This is a genomic window from Psychrobacillus sp. NPDC058041 (assembly GCF_042885655.1).
Lineage (GTDB): Bacteria > Bacillota > Bacilli > Bacillales_A > Planococcaceae > Psychrobacillus.
The window spans coordinates 75695-90729 of the sequence record NZ_JBHVRO010000011.1 but is presented as its reverse complement, the minus strand read 5'-3'; the positions used below and the strand labels follow the sequence as shown (position 1 = coordinate 90729).

General features: G+C 34.2%; 20 protein-coding genes. 7 read left to right on the top strand and 13 right to left on the bottom strand.

Annotation, left to right across the window (positions count from 1 at the left end):
• Positions 1 to 80: 80 nt before the first annotated feature.
• The gene (locus tag ACFVR1_RS16270) at positions 81 to 317 is read right to left on the bottom strand and encodes an IDEAL domain-containing protein (protein ID WP_387585513.1); all 237 of its coding nucleotides are present in this window, start codon (positions 315 to 317) and stop codon (positions 81 to 83) included.
• Positions 318 to 493: 176 nt separating this feature from the next.
• Between ACFVR1_RS16270 and ACFVR1_RS16265 the strand changes: the two genes are divergently transcribed.
• Positions 494 to 1036, top strand: a complete 543-nt coding sequence (locus ACFVR1_RS16265) for a competence protein ComK (RefSeq protein ID WP_387585512.1) — start codon at positions 494 to 496, stop codon at positions 1034 to 1036.
• On the opposite strand, the gene ACFVR1_RS16260 is transcribed toward ACFVR1_RS16265, so the two are convergent.
• Positions 1033 to 1398, bottom strand: a complete 366-nt coding sequence (locus ACFVR1_RS16260; RefSeq protein ID WP_387585510.1) for a YhjD family protein — start codon at positions 1396 to 1398, stop codon at positions 1033 to 1035. The genes ACFVR1_RS16265 and ACFVR1_RS16260 overlap by 4 nt on opposite strands.
• Before the next feature lie 163 nt (positions 1399 to 1561).
• Positions 1562 to 2791: an EAL and HDOD domain-containing protein gene (locus ACFVR1_RS16255; protein WP_387585509.1), complete on the bottom strand. Its 1230-nt coding sequence runs from the start codon at positions 2789 to 2791 to the stop codon at positions 1562 to 1564.
• A 158-nt stretch (positions 2792 to 2949) separates the two neighbouring features.
• On the opposite strand from ACFVR1_RS16255, the gene ACFVR1_RS16250 reads away from it, so the two are divergent.
• Positions 2950 to 3726, top strand: a complete 777-nt coding sequence (locus tag ACFVR1_RS16250; protein WP_387585507.1) for an enoyl-CoA hydratase-related protein — start codon at positions 2950 to 2952, stop codon at positions 3724 to 3726.
• 253 nt (positions 3727 to 3979) lie between these two features.
• Here the strand turns inward: ACFVR1_RS16250 and ACFVR1_RS16245 are convergent, their stop codons facing one another.
• The 3 genes from ACFVR1_RS16245 to ACFVR1_RS16235 all read right to left on the bottom strand — a co-directional run bounded on the left by ACFVR1_RS16245 (position 3980) and on the right by ACFVR1_RS16235 (position 5227).
• Positions 3980 to 4468, bottom strand: a complete 489-nt coding sequence (locus ACFVR1_RS16245; RefSeq protein WP_387585506.1) for a HEAT repeat domain-containing protein — start codon at positions 4466 to 4468, stop codon at positions 3980 to 3982.
• A 139-nt stretch (positions 4469 to 4607) separates the two neighbouring features.
• Entirely contained in the window at positions 4608 to 4970 is a 363-nt protein-coding gene (locus tag ACFVR1_RS16240) for a hypothetical protein (RefSeq protein WP_387585504.1), read from the bottom strand.
• Positions 4971 to 5029: 59 nt separating this feature from the next.
• Positions 5030 to 5227 (bottom strand): hypothetical protein, encoded by a 198-nt coding sequence (locus ACFVR1_RS16235; RefSeq protein WP_387585502.1) that lies wholly within the window; start codon positions 5225 to 5227, stop codon positions 5030 to 5032.
• A gap of 425 nt (positions 5228 to 5652) precedes the next feature.
• Here ACFVR1_RS16235 and ACFVR1_RS16230 point away from each other — a divergent pair, with 425 nt between their 5' ends.
• Positions 5653 to 7086, top strand: a complete 1434-nt coding sequence (locus ACFVR1_RS16230; RefSeq protein ID WP_387585574.1) for an FAD-binding protein — start codon at positions 5653 to 5655, stop codon at positions 7084 to 7086.
• Positions 7086 to 7622 carry an MFS transporter gene (locus tag ACFVR1_RS16225; RefSeq protein WP_387585500.1) on the top strand — a complete coding sequence of 179 codons (537 nt, stop codon included), beginning with the start codon at positions 7086 to 7088 and terminating at the stop codon, positions 7620 to 7622. The genes ACFVR1_RS16230 and ACFVR1_RS16225 overlap by 1 nt, the downstream gene beginning before the upstream one ends.
• Positions 7623 to 7862: 240 nt before the next feature.
• Here ACFVR1_RS16225 and ACFVR1_RS16220 read toward each other — a convergent pair whose 3' ends face one another.
• The 5 genes from ACFVR1_RS16220 to ACFVR1_RS16200 form a co-directional block, all read right to left on the bottom strand.
• Positions 7863 to 8675, bottom strand: a complete 813-nt coding sequence (locus ACFVR1_RS16220; protein ID WP_387585498.1) for a class I SAM-dependent methyltransferase — start codon at positions 8673 to 8675, stop codon at positions 7863 to 7865.
• A 22-nt stretch (positions 8676 to 8697) separates the two neighbouring features.
• Entirely contained in the window at positions 8698 to 9225 is a 528-nt protein-coding gene (locus ACFVR1_RS16215; protein ID WP_387585496.1) for a histidine phosphatase family protein, read from the bottom strand.
• A 142-nt stretch (positions 9226 to 9367) separates the two neighbouring features.
• Positions 9368 to 9580, bottom strand: coding sequence for a hypothetical protein (locus tag ACFVR1_RS16210; RefSeq protein ID WP_387585494.1), 213 nt, complete (start codon positions 9578 to 9580; stop codon positions 9368 to 9370).
• 41 nt (positions 9581 to 9621) lie between these two features.
• On the bottom strand, positions 9622 to 10029 hold the full coding sequence (locus tag ACFVR1_RS16205) for a hypothetical protein (protein WP_387585493.1): 408 nt from the start codon (positions 10027 to 10029) through the stop codon (positions 9622 to 9624).
• Between the two features lie 43 nt (positions 10030 to 10072).
• Positions 10073 to 10579, bottom strand: a complete 507-nt coding sequence (locus ACFVR1_RS16200; protein ID WP_387585492.1) for an NUDIX domain-containing protein — start codon at positions 10577 to 10579, stop codon at positions 10073 to 10075.
• A 90-nt stretch (positions 10580 to 10669) separates the two neighbouring features.
• On the opposite strand from ACFVR1_RS16200, the gene ACFVR1_RS16195 reads away from it, so the two are divergent.
• Genes ACFVR1_RS16195 through ACFVR1_RS16185 form a run of 3 tightly spaced genes read left to right on the top strand, consistent with a single transcriptional unit; the run spans position 10670 to position 13747 of the window.
• Positions 10670 to 11572 carry a DoxX-like family protein gene (locus ACFVR1_RS16195; RefSeq protein WP_387585491.1) on the top strand — a complete coding sequence of 301 codons (903 nt, stop codon included), beginning with the start codon at positions 10670 to 10672 and terminating at the stop codon, positions 11570 to 11572.
• An 11-nt stretch (positions 11573 to 11583) separates the two neighbouring features.
• Positions 11584 to 12195, top strand: coding sequence for a DUF4166 domain-containing protein (locus tag ACFVR1_RS16190; RefSeq protein ID WP_387585489.1), 612 nt, complete (start codon positions 11584 to 11586; stop codon positions 12193 to 12195).
• Positions 12185 to 13747, top strand: a complete 1563-nt coding sequence (locus ACFVR1_RS16185) for a YndJ family protein (protein ID WP_387585488.1) — start codon at positions 12185 to 12187, stop codon at positions 13745 to 13747. Before ACFVR1_RS16190 ends, ACFVR1_RS16185 begins: the two co-directional genes overlap by 11 nt.
• Positions 13748 to 13787: 40 nt before the next feature.
• Here the strand turns inward: ACFVR1_RS16185 and ACFVR1_RS16180 are convergent, their stop codons facing one another.
• Positions 13788 to 14252, bottom strand: coding sequence for a hypothetical protein (locus tag ACFVR1_RS16180; RefSeq protein ID WP_387585486.1), 465 nt, complete (start codon positions 14250 to 14252; stop codon positions 13788 to 13790).
• Positions 14236 to 15033 (bottom strand): class I SAM-dependent DNA methyltransferase, encoded by a 798-nt coding sequence (locus ACFVR1_RS16175; protein ID WP_387585484.1) that lies wholly within the window; start codon positions 15031 to 15033, stop codon positions 14236 to 14238. Before ACFVR1_RS16175 ends, ACFVR1_RS16180 begins: the two co-directional genes overlap by 17 nt.
• Positions 15034 to 15035: the final 2 nt, after the last annotated feature.

Sequence of the window (15035 nt, the reverse complement as noted above, 5' to 3'; positions counted from 1 at the left end):
ATAATTCGTTTTTAAAAACGAAGAAAACGAACGTATGTTTTTTGAATTAGAAAAGAAAAGCCGCTCTGCATAAGCGGCTTTTACTTTGTACTTTGTAATTGTTGTAATGCTTTCGTATACTTCATAAATGACACCTGATCTTTTTGATCAAGAGCTTCATCAATCAATTTTAATAATCGATAACTACTTTGTTCCCGGTGGATAATGTTCAAAAACATATCAAGATATATTTCATTCAACAATTTTTCGGCAGAACTTTCTTTACCGGTTTGACCCATTGCTTTCAAAAAATCTGCATATGAATATTGTTTGTCCATCTCCATCACCCCGATGCCTTTTATCCATTATATAAAAGTAAAACAAGAGTTGCAATCATTTTGAGAAAATTGTGATTTTGAGATTATTTCTAAAATTTTAAAAATTCGTTATATTTTCTTGCTTTATTTCCAAATTTAACTATAATTGATGTATAAACTACTAAGGAGTGAATATTATGTCAAAAAAAGTAGATGATAAATCCTTCCTAGTTTCATTTGAAACTGCGGTATTACAGCCAGTTCGAATAAATAACAAGATTTATACAAAGGTTACTAATATTTCAGGAGAGTCCATCCTAATAGGTAAGAAGCCTTATGATATTGTTCGTCAATCATGTGCCTATTACGGTTCTTCTTTTCAACAAGCTAAAAATTTTTCAAAAGATACTCTCGGCAATTACCTTAAGCTACCAATAGTTGTGGCTCATGACTATGGAAGCCCTTTTATTTTAATACCACTTTTGTCTCCAAAATCGGATTTAAATGTTTGGTTTTCACTTAAAGCTATTGACAGGTTTGAAACAAGTGAGGATGGCTGTACGGTAGTATTAATAAATGGTAAAAAGATTGCAGTAAACTCCTCCACCATTACGTTAAGCAAACAAGTGGGGTTTGCAAATCTTCTAAAAATGCATTTTTTAAAAAGAATGAGTCGTCTATCACATACTGAATTCTTAACATCACGTAATCAATTTTCTCAGAAATATTTCCAAGACTAACGAATTTTTTCTACTAGAGCGAAGTACATAGAAAGTAGTTCTTCCACTCTGTTACGGAGGCGGACGTTTAGATAACGACGATGTTCCTCATACCCACCATGAAAAAAAACATATTCAGTGAACATATCATCCCCTTCCCCACGAAGAACTTTCATACTATGTCGCTTCATATAAATATGCGTTTCTTTTAATTCTTTTTGTACATGCTTTGCCGCTTCTTCAACCATGGATATATACGGCCGCTTCAACTTAAAGGGAGCTTGCTCAAAAATCGTTCGATCTTTCTCTAAAATAGTTAATACCATTGGGAGATAGATCATGTTTTCTAAATATGGTATTGATTCTTCCGGTATTAGTGGCATGTCGCATTCTCCTTTTTAAGAACACTTGTTCTACCCTAATTGTACATCTTTTGTAGGAAAACGCAACATTCTAGAATAAATATTTTCTTCCAATTTAATGAACTAAAAGTAAAAGCCTCGATGAGCAAATTAAAAGCTCATCGAGACTATTTATTATCAGTCATTATTTTATAATTTCAGCAGCCCAACGACGTGCTTCTAAGTAAAAATCATTTATTATAGCGTGCTCAATACCAAGCAGGTCCGCTCCAGCTACTATATCGTTCCATCGAACTTCATCACATGCGATGGTAAGTTCTAAATAAGGTGTCATTTCAGTTGCTGTGCCAACCAGTGTTTCTGCCACTTCATCTGAAAGAGGCAGCTCCTTTAATAATTGATTCATGGAACGGTGCAATAATGCATCAATTAAAGAAAACATCCCTATTATGAAATATTCAGAAGCGTTTGGTAAAAGCTTGCGTCTTGCTAGTAAATCGCAAAACTTTGCTCTAAATAATGAAGCTTCAATGAGAGCCAACCCATCTCCTGAATGATTTATCCTTGTTTCCCGAAGCATTAAAACATATAACCAATGATTTAATTCTTCTAAACCAAGCATGAGTACGCCTTGCTTAATAGAACGCACCTTTGATTTCGTACGGACAGCAGGCGAATTAATCATCTTTAACACTTTGAACGATAGAGAAACATCCCGTTCGATTTCATCTGCAATCTCCTCGATTGAGGCAGACTTATCTCGCAATAAGTTAATGATTCGAAAATATTGCGCCATATTTGTAGGTATTTCAGTCCCTTTAATAATTTCCGGTTTAGCAAAGAAATAACCTTGAAAAAGCGTATATCCTGCCTCTTTTGCCTCGTAAAATTCGGCCCGTGTTTCCACTTTTTCCGCAAGCAAAACAACATTCGGATAATTCGCTTTAACAATTCGTTCTATAGCTTCTCTTTCTTTCGTTGTACTTGAAAGAAAATCTACCTTAATGAAGTTAACAATAGAGAAAAGCTCATCATACAAAGTAACATTTTTTTGAAGGACAAAATCATCAAGAGCAATTAAAAAACCAAGGGATTTTATTTTCCGTATTTTTTGAAGTAAAGAAACCGTAATAGGAATATCCTCTAATATTTCTACAATTATTCGATCCGCTGGAAATTTCGCAAATACTTCTTCCTCTAACAAATTTTCTGTAAAATTAATAAAACAAAGTTTTTCTCCAGCTAATTCATTAATTCCAATCGTAAGGAACGAATTTACCAACACATCTAAAGTAGCTGTATCACCGTCTAGAATGGGGAAAGAATCACTTTGACCATCTCTATATAATAATTCATAACCAAAAATACGCTCATTTTTAGTAAAAATAGGTTGTCTCGCAACAAAAATGTCCACGTGAATTCCTCAAATCTTTGTGATTTCAATAACATAATTGTACCAAACAGGAAAAGGAAAATCGACCTATTTTGAATCCATTTCCTATAGATGACAGACTACTAGTAAAATGATATGTTTTGTATGGGGAACTAATTGTATTTTTAGGGGGAAACGAAATGAAATCGATTTATTATGAACAGCACGGAAATTTGGCATATGTAACTCTTAATAGACCTGAAGCACTAAATGCATTTAATTACGAAATGCTTCGAGAGCTAGGCGATATCACAGAATCCATTCGTATAAATCCAGATATCCGCGTCGTAATTTTCACAGGAGCTGGAACGAAATCATTTAGTGTGGGAGCAGACTTAAAAGAACGAAAAAATTTAACCGATCAACAAGTAAAACGAAATATTTATAAAATTGGTGAAGTATTCTCCGCTATAGAAAATCTTCCACAACCAACGATTGCTATGCTAAATGGCTATGCCTTTGGTGGAGGTACAGAACTTGCACTTGCATGTGATTTTCGAATTGCAGCAGATGATATTCAATTAGGATTAACTGAAACAAGTTTAGCCATTATTCCAGGAGCAGGTGGTACACAACGTCTACCACGCCTTATTGGAGAAGCAAAAGCACTAGAGCTTATTTTAACAGCAAAAAGACTAAAAGCAGAAGAAGCACTAGCATACGGTTTAGTAACAAAAGTTACATCGCGTGAAACATTAATAGTAGAAACAGAAAACTTTGCAGCATTAATGCTTGCCAATGGACCTATCGCCCTTCAACAAGCAAAGTTTGCTATCAAACACGGCATGAATGTAGACTTACATACAGGGTTAAATATTGAACGTAAAGCTTACGAAATCACTATTCCAACAGAAGATCGAGTAGAAGCATTAAATGCGTTTAGTGAGAAAAGAAAACCTGTGTTTAAAGGAAAATGACCGTTAAGGGCACCTTGGCACCACCTTTTCTGGGTGCTTGAGACTGCACATTATTAAAATTAAAGGAGCGTGAAGTGTCTAAGTCACTTCACGCTCCTTTAATTCGGTAATCTTATAGCGGTTGTTTGTCCGTCGCCATCTTAGGAAGTATAGAGACATGGTGCATATGGTTTGGGTGGAATACTACAAACCAATCAGGTTCTCCAAATCTTTTAATAGGAATTTAAATTTATTAAAAGTCCCATAAAAGATATTATTCCCATCCTAATTCTTCTAAAGAGTCAATTAGAAATTCTTTCTGATCAGTTATGCGATCAATTTTTTTCTGAATAATGCTTATACATTTTTCCTTTGTTTCACTTGAGATATTTTCGGAATGAGAATCTATCAAAATAAATGCCTGTCTGCTCACCTCAAAACTATCTTCACCTAACAATTCAGCAAACAGTTCTATATACTCTGTGCACGGAAAAGATTCTAAAGCATACAATATTGTACCTCTAGCACCTATAGTATTTGGGTTTTTCAGTAAACTTATCAAAGGTTCTATAGCTTCATTACTTCCAATGTCAGCTAATGCTATAGCAATTGAATTTCTCAACTTAGCATTTTTTGTAGTTAATACATGATGAATCAAAAGATGAACTGCTTCAACTATCTTTTTACTACCTAGTTCTTCTACTATAGCAATAGCTTCATCAACTTTATTATCAGCTATTTTACTATCTAGTTTTCCTAACATTACTATCACACCTCTACTTTACTAAGTAATGGTAATTATTGATAATTCCACTGTGGTCATTAATTAATATCCTAATGCTTTTAATAAGCAAGATTGTTCACACAAAAGAAAACCTTAAAAACCTAGGGCTCAATAATATCTAGAGAATACATTTTTGGATTTCTATATCTTTGCACCAAATTTCAATATTCATAGGTGACATGCCTATTTTACAAATATAAAGTTCTATTCCTTCAAATTTAACGCTTCCTACATCGACATTATGAAGAAAATAAGGTAATTGTATTTGCGTTAAGTTTTTCACAGGTACATCTTTATCATGTCCAATGTAATGTTCAAATTTTGTTTTATAGCAACCATTAAACTTATAGATTATATTACCTTCAGAATCCTCGTACTCAATTGTAACTTCATCGGCAAAATAATTACATTCCAACGATACTACTCGAGCATCCCAATAATGAAGGGAATCAATTTTCTCTTGTATTTCCTGTGCATTCATCTAAAAAACCTCACATTTTGTATGGAATATGTGCACCTTCACTTCTTCTATTAACGATATTACCAATTTTTTATCAAATTTACTTCTTTAGCATTAACTATTAGAACTGTAACATCTTCGTTACTGCTTAAAACAATTTTAATTTTTCCAAAATCGTCTATTAAACCTATTTCCAAAATTTCGTCAAAATCCACATTTGTATTGGGGTGCATTTCAAAAGTAAAAACACCATTAAACAACAGTTGACATTTTAACATCTCTGGTTCTACCTCATTATAATTGTTCTGTTTCCAATTACTTAGTTCCAACTTTATTAAGAGCATATTTTCTGTTGAATAATATTGAATTGCTTCTACAAGACTATCATGTAAATCATAAGTTTGTAGAAATTCTAATGGCTTAATCTTCCATTCCTCCTATGGGGTAATATACTATTATTTTGACCCTTTTTGACTTGGATTTCTATAAGTCGAGATAATAATCACTCTTTCCTCACTTTGGTTAACACAACGAACTTGCGCTGGAGCAAAAATATGGTAAGTGTAATAATTCCTTTTTACAACAAATATTAATGACATTAAATCATCTAAGAGCAATCTGTTTCATCCAATAGAATACTGTCTATTAAAATACTACTTCAAATGGTAAAGTATAGTTGCATTTGTAAAAGGAGGCGAGACAAATATTCAAAAATCGTTATTTTGCTATTATTTTATATGTAATCTTATTAATTTGCTCCTTTAAACTATTTCATTTTCAATTGTCACATCCAATTGTAGAGGATTATGGCAGACTTTTACCTATCAAGATGAAGACTGTGAAATCAAGTGATGACGAGGAGAAACTCCGCAAAATTATTGAACAAGCGAATGCGCATAATGATTCAATTTCTATTGCAGGCATGCGGCATAGTCAAGGTGGTCAAACCCTCTATCCAAATGGAATCCTACTCGATATGAAAAACTATAATAAAATTCTAGAATTAGATAGAGAGAATAAACTCATCTCTGTACAAAGTGGAGTAACTTGGGCTGAAATACAATCCTATATTAACCCATATGGACTTGCTTTAATGGTTAGTCAATCGCAAAATATTTTCACTGTTGGTGGTTCATTAAGTGTGAATGTTCACGGCCGTGACATTCGAAATACTTCTTTGATTGAATCGGTAAAATCATTTAGATTACTTAATGCAGAAGGGATTATTATTCATGTCAGCCGTGAAGAAAACCCTGAGCTCTTTCAACTAGTCATTGGCGGTTACGGTTTATTCGGTGTAATTGTCGATGTAACATTGCAATTGACGGATGATGAACTCTATCAAGTTCAAACAAAATCGCTAGCTTACGATGAATACAGTCCTTATTTCACTACTAATGTTCTTGAAAATGACAATGTAAAAATGCATATGGCAAGAATTTCGGTTGCACCAGATAACTTTCTGACAGATATGTATATAACGAACTATTTCACAGCCGATGACCAATCACTGATAAACAAACACTCTACTTTAAAACGTGAAAGCATCATCGCAGTCCCAAAATTCTTTCTTGGTCTTTCTCGTATAAATGATTGGGGAAAGAATATGTTTTGGAAAACGCAAGAAACATACAATAAGAGGATCGATGGCTCATTAATTTCAAGAAATAATGTGATGCGCTCAGATTCAGCATTTATGGAGTATGACAGCACAAGTAAAACAGAAGTGCTACAAGAATATTACGTACCAATAAATGAGTTTACCAACTATATCGATGACTTACGAGAAATGCTCAAAAAGGAACAAGACTTTAATTTGCTAAACATTACCATTCGATATGTGAAGAAGAATGATGAAGCAGTCCTGTCTTATGCAAAAGAGGACATGTTTGCCCTCGTATTGCTGATAAATCAAGGAACCAGTAAAGACAGTATCGCAGAAACAGGTCAAGTAGTACGAAAGATGATTGATATTACGTTAGCTCATGATGGAAGCTATTATCTTCCCTACTATAACTATCCTACGAAAGAACAGTTGGAAGAGGCATATCCTAGAGCAGATGAATTCTTTAAAATGAAGGAAAAGTATGATCCTAATCACCGATTCATGAATCTTTTCTATGAGGAGTATCACTGATGAATTACAGAAGATTTATTGTCTATCAAAGCACTATAGGTATGGCGGCAAGCATGATTTTCCCTTTCTATGTGTTGTTGTTAAAAAATGTCGGCACTAGCTACTCACAGTTTGGATGGGCATACGGGTTATTTGCACTGACTGCAGCATTAAGCTATTCCGTGATTGGTAAGCTAGCTGATAAAACGGGAGATAAAATCCTATTAATCATTTATTCGTGGGGAATGGCACTGATTTTGCTCATTTTTCCGCTTGCATATGAAATTTGGCATGTTTATATTCTTCAAGTTGTAATGGGTTTACTGGGGGCAGTTCAGAAAAACTCTGAAAAAACAGTTCTAGCTCGTACGGTTCAAAAAGAGACGGCAGGAAAAGAAATTGGACGTTATCATATATGGACATCAGTTGGTGCAGCTTTAGCGGTTATAGTTACTGGATATTTAGTTGATTTTCTGACGATCGGAAGTATCTTTTATGTAGCTTCTATTGTATTTGCTTGGAGTGGGTTTTATATGATGAAATTGGAGAATTCTTAAGTATTAGATTGGTGGATATGTGGTGCTCGGGCCAGGTTATGTGGTACTCAACATAGGATATGTGGCACCCGGACTAGGTTATGTGGTGCTCAATCTGGATTATGTGGCACTCGTACCAATTTATGTGGTGCTCAGTCCTACTTATTTGGTATTTGGATGGTTTATGCTTAAGTCAATCGATTAAATCTAGTTAAAGACAAATTAAGGAGAGACAAAATGATTTGTCTCTCCATTTATACTTTAATAAAGATCTCCATTTTTAGTAGCAATTAATGTATATAATCCAGGCATTTTTTCTTCAATTCCTTCTGGAGAATTCGAAGGAAATGCCCACTTTACACCTGCTTCTTCTTCTAGAAGGCTAATAGTAAGCCCTATGCTTGAAATAGCTGTAACAATTTCACCTAAAGTCCATCTTCGAATATTAACTTTACTCAATGTAGTACGTTCTTCCTCCGAAAGCAAGATGCTATAAGCTACATCCTCTTCCACCACTTCTTCGCTAAAATAATTCCCATTAGCGATCATTTTATTTCCTTCAACCTGCACTAGTTTTGAAACGATAGGATGATAATCTCTTAATATAAATTGCCCACCAGGCTTAAGTGAGTTGTAAACTACTTTAAATAGCGGTAGTAAATCAACAAAGTAATGTAACACACCCAGTTCTAATAAAACGAAATCAAACTCCGTTAATTCTTCATTCTCCGGAACTTCTAAAATATCTGAGACTATGTATTTAATATTAACTTCAGCTTCTGTTGCTAACTCCATCGCATATTTTCTGTTATCTTCCGATATATCCACAACTGTAACATCTGCTCCTAGTAGCGCAAAAGATACCGCTTTATTACCTTTTGAACCTAAGTAATTAGCAATTTTTTTACCCTTTACATCGCCTATAAGATTCAAATAGTGAGAAACAGCATCTACTGGTTTTTCCATTAACTTTTTGGCATATTCATTAGGTGAACCGTGTCGATTAGTCCAAGCTTGATAAGCGGATTGATTCCACCCTATTTGATTTACACGACTAAGTGTTTTTTGTTCCATTACTCCACTTCCTAACCTCATTTTAACCGAAATTATACACTTTATATTCCCCATTATTAGAAGACAATCTTAAAATATTCTTATCTTTCGGTATTCCTTCAAAATAAGCGCCAATACATCCAGTTGTACATCTATGACCGGATATTAAAATATTTAATTCTCTTTTGCCGTAATTAACTTCCAGTTCCTGCATGAAAGAAAATACCCTTTTTATGTAGCTTTGAATTTCCTCGACACCTTTATAAATACTAGAATCTGGAACTACTCCATTCATTTTTACATCTGCTTTTTTTATACCGTCAGCTTCCCCTAAATCAAAAACATCTAGTCTTGTGTCAATTATTGCTTCTTTCTCCGTTGCTATCTCTGCTGTTTGAATTGCTCTTTCTTGTGGAGAAGAAAAAACTAAATCGAATTTTATGTTTTGAAGAGCGTCTCTTAATAGTTCCGCTTGTTTTATGCCTTTCGCATTTAACGGCAAACCTAATCTCCCTTGCATTCTTCTTTCTTTATTCAAATCAGTTTGTCCATGTCTAACAACGTAAATCAATTTTTCACCCCTAATCAATAACTATGTAACTTTGATAAATTTAGCATCTCTGTTTCTGGGACATCGTTATATTAAACATCTCAGCAAATAAAAACCCTACCAACAGAAAACAACTAAAATAGATCTTCAAACCATTCGTGGATCATTCGTTCAATTGCTTGCTTTTCTTTAATATAAAAATTTCTCTTATATATGCGCCTATTCCTGCTGAGCAAGCTATAACTGAAATTATCATTACTCCTCTAACGAAAGTGTAAGGCGAAAAAACTACTTGCAGACTTCCCAATACAACGAGCACTCCTAGTGAAATGCATCCAATAACTAGTTGTTGTTTAACTGTTCTCTTCTTTTTCATCTGTTCTCCTTTCCAAATTACCACGGTGATTATTAATAGTTTTACTTCTTCAAAATATCTAACAAGCAGTAACCAAGTACTATTCCTGCTGCAGTCGTGAATGGACTACTAATTGTGATTCTAAAATAATCTGCAAACAAAAAATGTTCTCCGAACGAGGTATAAGTCCAAATTGGAGAAGTCGCGATATATAGAGATGGGATACCGATAGCTAATAATTTTACCCAATCGAATGTCCATTTTTTCTGTTGCTGAATGTCCTTGACCAATGTAGGTAGCTTAAAAAACATTCCTATTATTATAGGAAACACAAGATTGAAAATAAATATTCTTTTATAATCAAACGTTTCTTCTGCATAGGATTTTAAACTCATATAATACATGCTACCTAAATAACAGATAAAACCAATAAATATGGCCCAACCAAAATAATAAATAAATCGCTTCATCAAAAATCACTCCTTCCAAATGAAATAACAGGTCAGATAATAATTAATTTATATCACCTACGTAAGTTGTAGCTTTTCCACTTTCAAAATAAGAAATTAAATGTGTTCTTAAAGCTTGAGGAAATAGTTTATAATCTAACAACTCAGTAATTGGTAACCATTCCGTCCCTACTTGGCCCTTATCAGGATTATTTCCACTAGTAAATATATGTTGATTAATGTTACATAAAAACATAAATTCCGTTTGATGAGCGTGAGAATGATATGCAGCTAGTTCATGGTTTTTTCCAATATATTCTCTTACAAATATCAATTCTCCAATTTCCACTTCCGCTCCTAGCTCTTCTTTGCACTCCCTTAGTAATGCTTGGTGTAGATTTTCACCATGTTTTTGACCTCCGCCAGGTAGAATATAATATGTTCCACCATTTTCATTTATTTTTATAGTTAATATTTTTCCGTCTTTTACTACTACTGCTTTTGCCGAATTTCTTATTCCAATTTTAAATAATTTAACGATAGCTTTTAGTGCTAAATTCCTAATCCACATTTTAAATACTCCCCTCTTCCTATGAATCTATTCTTCATCACTAGCGAAAACCCCTTCATATTATGATAAGCTTAATTTGGGGTGAAAATAATGAAGAGAAAACCAATATATGTAGAAATAACCATCGATTCCGAAATAGATAAGTTATGGGACGCAACTCAGAAACCGGATCTGCATGAGCAATGGGATCTACGCTTTTCTTCTATCACCTATTTACCAAAAGAAGAAAATCAACCGCAACATTTTGAATATAAAACGAATATTGGATTTGGTTTAAACATTGCTGGATGGGGAAAAAGTGTTGGAACATTTCATGCAAAAGACGATTCAAGAACATCATCCTTACACTTTGGGACGGACCAAGCGATTTCCATTATTCGTGAGGGGAAAGGTTACTGGAAGTATAAGCCTGAACAAAATTCGATTACATTTCTTACACAATACGATTATGAAACTAATTTTGGTGCTATAGGTAAGTTCTTTGACCATCTTGTTTTCCGACCGCTTATCGGATGGGCAACTGCACTAAGCTTCGATGTATTAAAGAGATGGCTAGAAAAAGGAGATTCCCCATCCTCGCAATACGGACGATTCTTTACTCATTGGATGATTACTTTCTTGTTCTCATTTGTTTGGATTTATCAAGGGTTAGTTCCTAAATTAATTACGATGCATCCCGAGGAAATCTCGATGACAAAAAGTTTACTCTCTTTAACAACGAGCCAAGCCTCTCTAGCCGTTATTGGAATAGGAATGGCAGAAGTACTTTTCGGATTAATTTGGCTATTTTATAAAAATAAAAGAAGGTTGCTAGGTTTGCAGATGCTCCTTTTTCCTTTGTTAACCTTATCGGCTATTTTCGTGGAACCAGCTGCTCTAAGTCATCCATTCAACCCTGTAACTTTTAACGTAACTTTATTCATCATTTCGATTATTGGATTTTTCATGAGTAAGGATATTCCATCTGCAAAAAGCTGCAAACGAGCGAGATAAGGAGTACTTTCATGTCTATATATAAACAAATATTAGGGAATCAGTTTCATCAGCTCCAGCCTATGCTTCAAAAACGATATGCATTGCCTGATAAGAAACCTTTTAAAGCAAAGGGAGTTATGAAAAAGATAAGTAGAGGTCCGAAATGGTTATATCCATTATTTTTAATAGGAACGCGCTGGAAGTTTTTATTTCCGGAACATGGAGAGAATATTCCTTTTACGATTGTTAATACAACTCATATAGAACCAAACGGCGAGTGCCAGGTCCGTTGGGAAAGAACTTTTTATTTTAAACAGAAAACAAGATATTTTAATGCACTTATGAGCCTGGATCAGCACAAAAACATCGTAAAAGACTATTTAGGAGAGCCGAGTTTATTTTACTCTGAACTCGTTTTCTTTGTTTCAGCAGAAGGGCATATGCAAATTGAATCGAGAAAACAGCGTTTTGTTATAGGAAAGATTGAAATTCCATTACCAAAAATATTTCAAGGGATTGTTCACGTAACCGAGTATTATATAGAAGAAAGAGATGCATTTTCTATACATGTCGTTATTACAAACCCTTTAATCGGCACTTTATTTGAATATAAGGGGGAGTTCGAAGCAAATGACTTTTAAGAGAATTGCCTTAATACATATTATATTATTTCTAGTAGTACTGATTTTTAGTGTCCATCCGTGGTATTTTTTAATGTTAACAGTGGCACAGCTTTTATTTGTACCACTCATTTTAAGATCAATCTTAATAAGAGAAAATCGACTGTATTTTTATTTCGCCATTCCAGCTTTTATAGCTGTCGCCATCTTACAAACGACTGCCAATACTAAGTGGGATGTATTGCTTGCTGCTGTCTACCTACTATTCACTTTCGTAGTTGCTGTTTACGGTTTCGGGCGTTTTATACGTCGAGGCTTTGCACATTTAGAGGAATTTTCAATTGATGCAGGGATGATGTATTTATTCATAGGCGGTATTTGGTTTTTTGCTTCTATTGCAGAGATTGATACTGGCTTTTCCCCTATACTTACATGGTTAACGGGAATCCACTTTCATTATTCTGCTTTTTTACTACCAATTTTCATTGGTTTTCTTGGACGTTTACATAAAACAACTGCGTACAAAATTATTTGCACAATCATTCTAATTGCACCGATTGTCGTTGCACTCGGTATTGCCTTCTCTCCTTGGCTGGAGTTAGTATCTGTACTTCTCTATATTATTGGGATTTACGGATTTATTGTATTAGCAATAAAAGCAACATTTACTAGTACTCTCCAAAAAGCTTTCGTGCTTACATCATTTGGATCTTTAGGGGTTACGATTGTTTTCTCCTTGTTGTATGCAACAGGGGTTTCTAGTATCGGCATTGACTTTATGCTCCGCTTTCATGGATTTTTCAACTGTATTTTGTTCGCTTTATGTGGTGTTGTCGGATGGTCTATAAGCATACCTCCCTCCAAAGATAAAGGTTGGCAGTTTCCGATTAGCAACATTAGAGGAAAATCTATTAACGGTGAAAAGATATTATCGAATAACTTAGGAACTGCTAGTTACGACGGTCTTGTGGATAATATGGATATGTACGTTGATCGCCAATCAACCCCTTCTACGATTATCGATTTTTACGAAAATACAAAAGGTTACAGATTATTTTCAGAAGTACACTGGCACACTTGGTTTAAGCCATTTGCCGCTGTCTATAAACTTATTAGTAGAAAAGTACAACAGCTCAATCTTCCGTATTCTAACAAACAAATGGAAATGACTGGCGATATAGTCGCTATTGAAGACGGTCGCACAAAAACGAGAGCATGGATTCGAAAAATAGATAAAGAAGTAGTTTTCGTTGCTCTCTACTCTTTCCATCAAAATAACAATAAAACTTTTATGAATATTGCCCTGCCACTACCTTGGTCATCGATGATAGGGATACTAGAATTGCATCAAAAACATGAAAAACTTCTCTTAACAAGTAAAGGAAGCAGTGATTCCGATCCAGGAATCTACTTAGCATTTCGCCAATACGTATTCAAATTACCATTACAAGAGCAATTCTTAATAGAGGAAATAAAAGAAGGAGAGCTTCGTGCAAAACATCAGATGCGAATATTCTCTTTGCCTTTTTTAACGATTAATTACGTCATTAATAGAAGTGAGAACTTTATATAAAATGAAGGAGCTTTCCGTTAAAAGAGCTCCTTTTAACCTGCTATTCATTATACATTTTCTTATATTTTTCATAGTATGCATTTAACCAATCCGTATCAATTGGGCCGTTAACTACTTTATAATAATCCCCAGAATAAATATGAACATAATCTTCTTCCACTGTAACCATAGTAGGATTGGATTTACCATGATGGATTGTGAATGAGAATCTCTTTCCTTCGTAGTTGGGATCAAAGAAATTCTCCCTTTGCCTCTTCACACGATACTGACTTAAAAAATTTAGAAGTTCATCTACTGGCTCTAAATCCTCGGTTCTCCACCCATCAGCTTGCTCGTCTGGAATAGGAACGACACTATTAGTAAATGAAAACCCTATAAAATCACTTTTTTTCAATCGGATTAAATCATCTAAAGCTCGTTCACGATAATCATTCCAATACTTGAATGAAAAAAATGCAATACCTGCAATGATTAAAATCAAATATACTTTATTTTTCTTTTTCATACTCCCTCTTTCTACAAACATAAATCATTTCATAACTCTCATTATTAATAGGTGTACCTTTCCAATCCTTATTCACATGTAAAATATCAAAACCATTATCGGATAATATTCTTTCCATTTCCTTCGGGTATGTGTATCGCAAGCTTATACTCGTTCTTTTTTCATCCACTATAATACCATCTGCATTTTTAAACTTTCTAATAGTAATATAGTGTTGAATTTGACTCAATGCATCATAGTTACTAATCGTATAAACGTCTACCTCTTTATTACAAGTTGTATCTTTATACGATTTCCAATATTCTTCGGTACTCGGTTGCAGCAACTCTTCCGCACTTGGAAATCTCGTTCCAAAGATAAAGACTCCATCTTCCTCTAAATGTGTATGGATAGAAGATAAAAGCATATTTTGTGATTCATTCGTATGAAAATGTTGGAAGGAGTTCCCTACCATATAGATTAATGGGCTTTTACAATTTAAATTTAGTTGAGTGCAGTCTTGCTCCAACCATTCGATCTGTATTTGATGTTCTTCTGCTTTTTTCTTTGCTTGTTCAAGCATTCCTGCATGTAGATCAACCCCAATTAAGCTAAAGCCTTTTTGTGCTAAAGGAATCGTTATTCTCCCAGTACCACAAGCTAAATCAATGATGGTACCTCTTTTTTTTGAAGCCCACTCCATTAAAAATGGGAATTCCCCCACATAAGCATTATTTTCGATATCATAGGCAACTGGATCATCATATTCTTCCAGATTGTCATTCATTATTTTATTTGTCATGA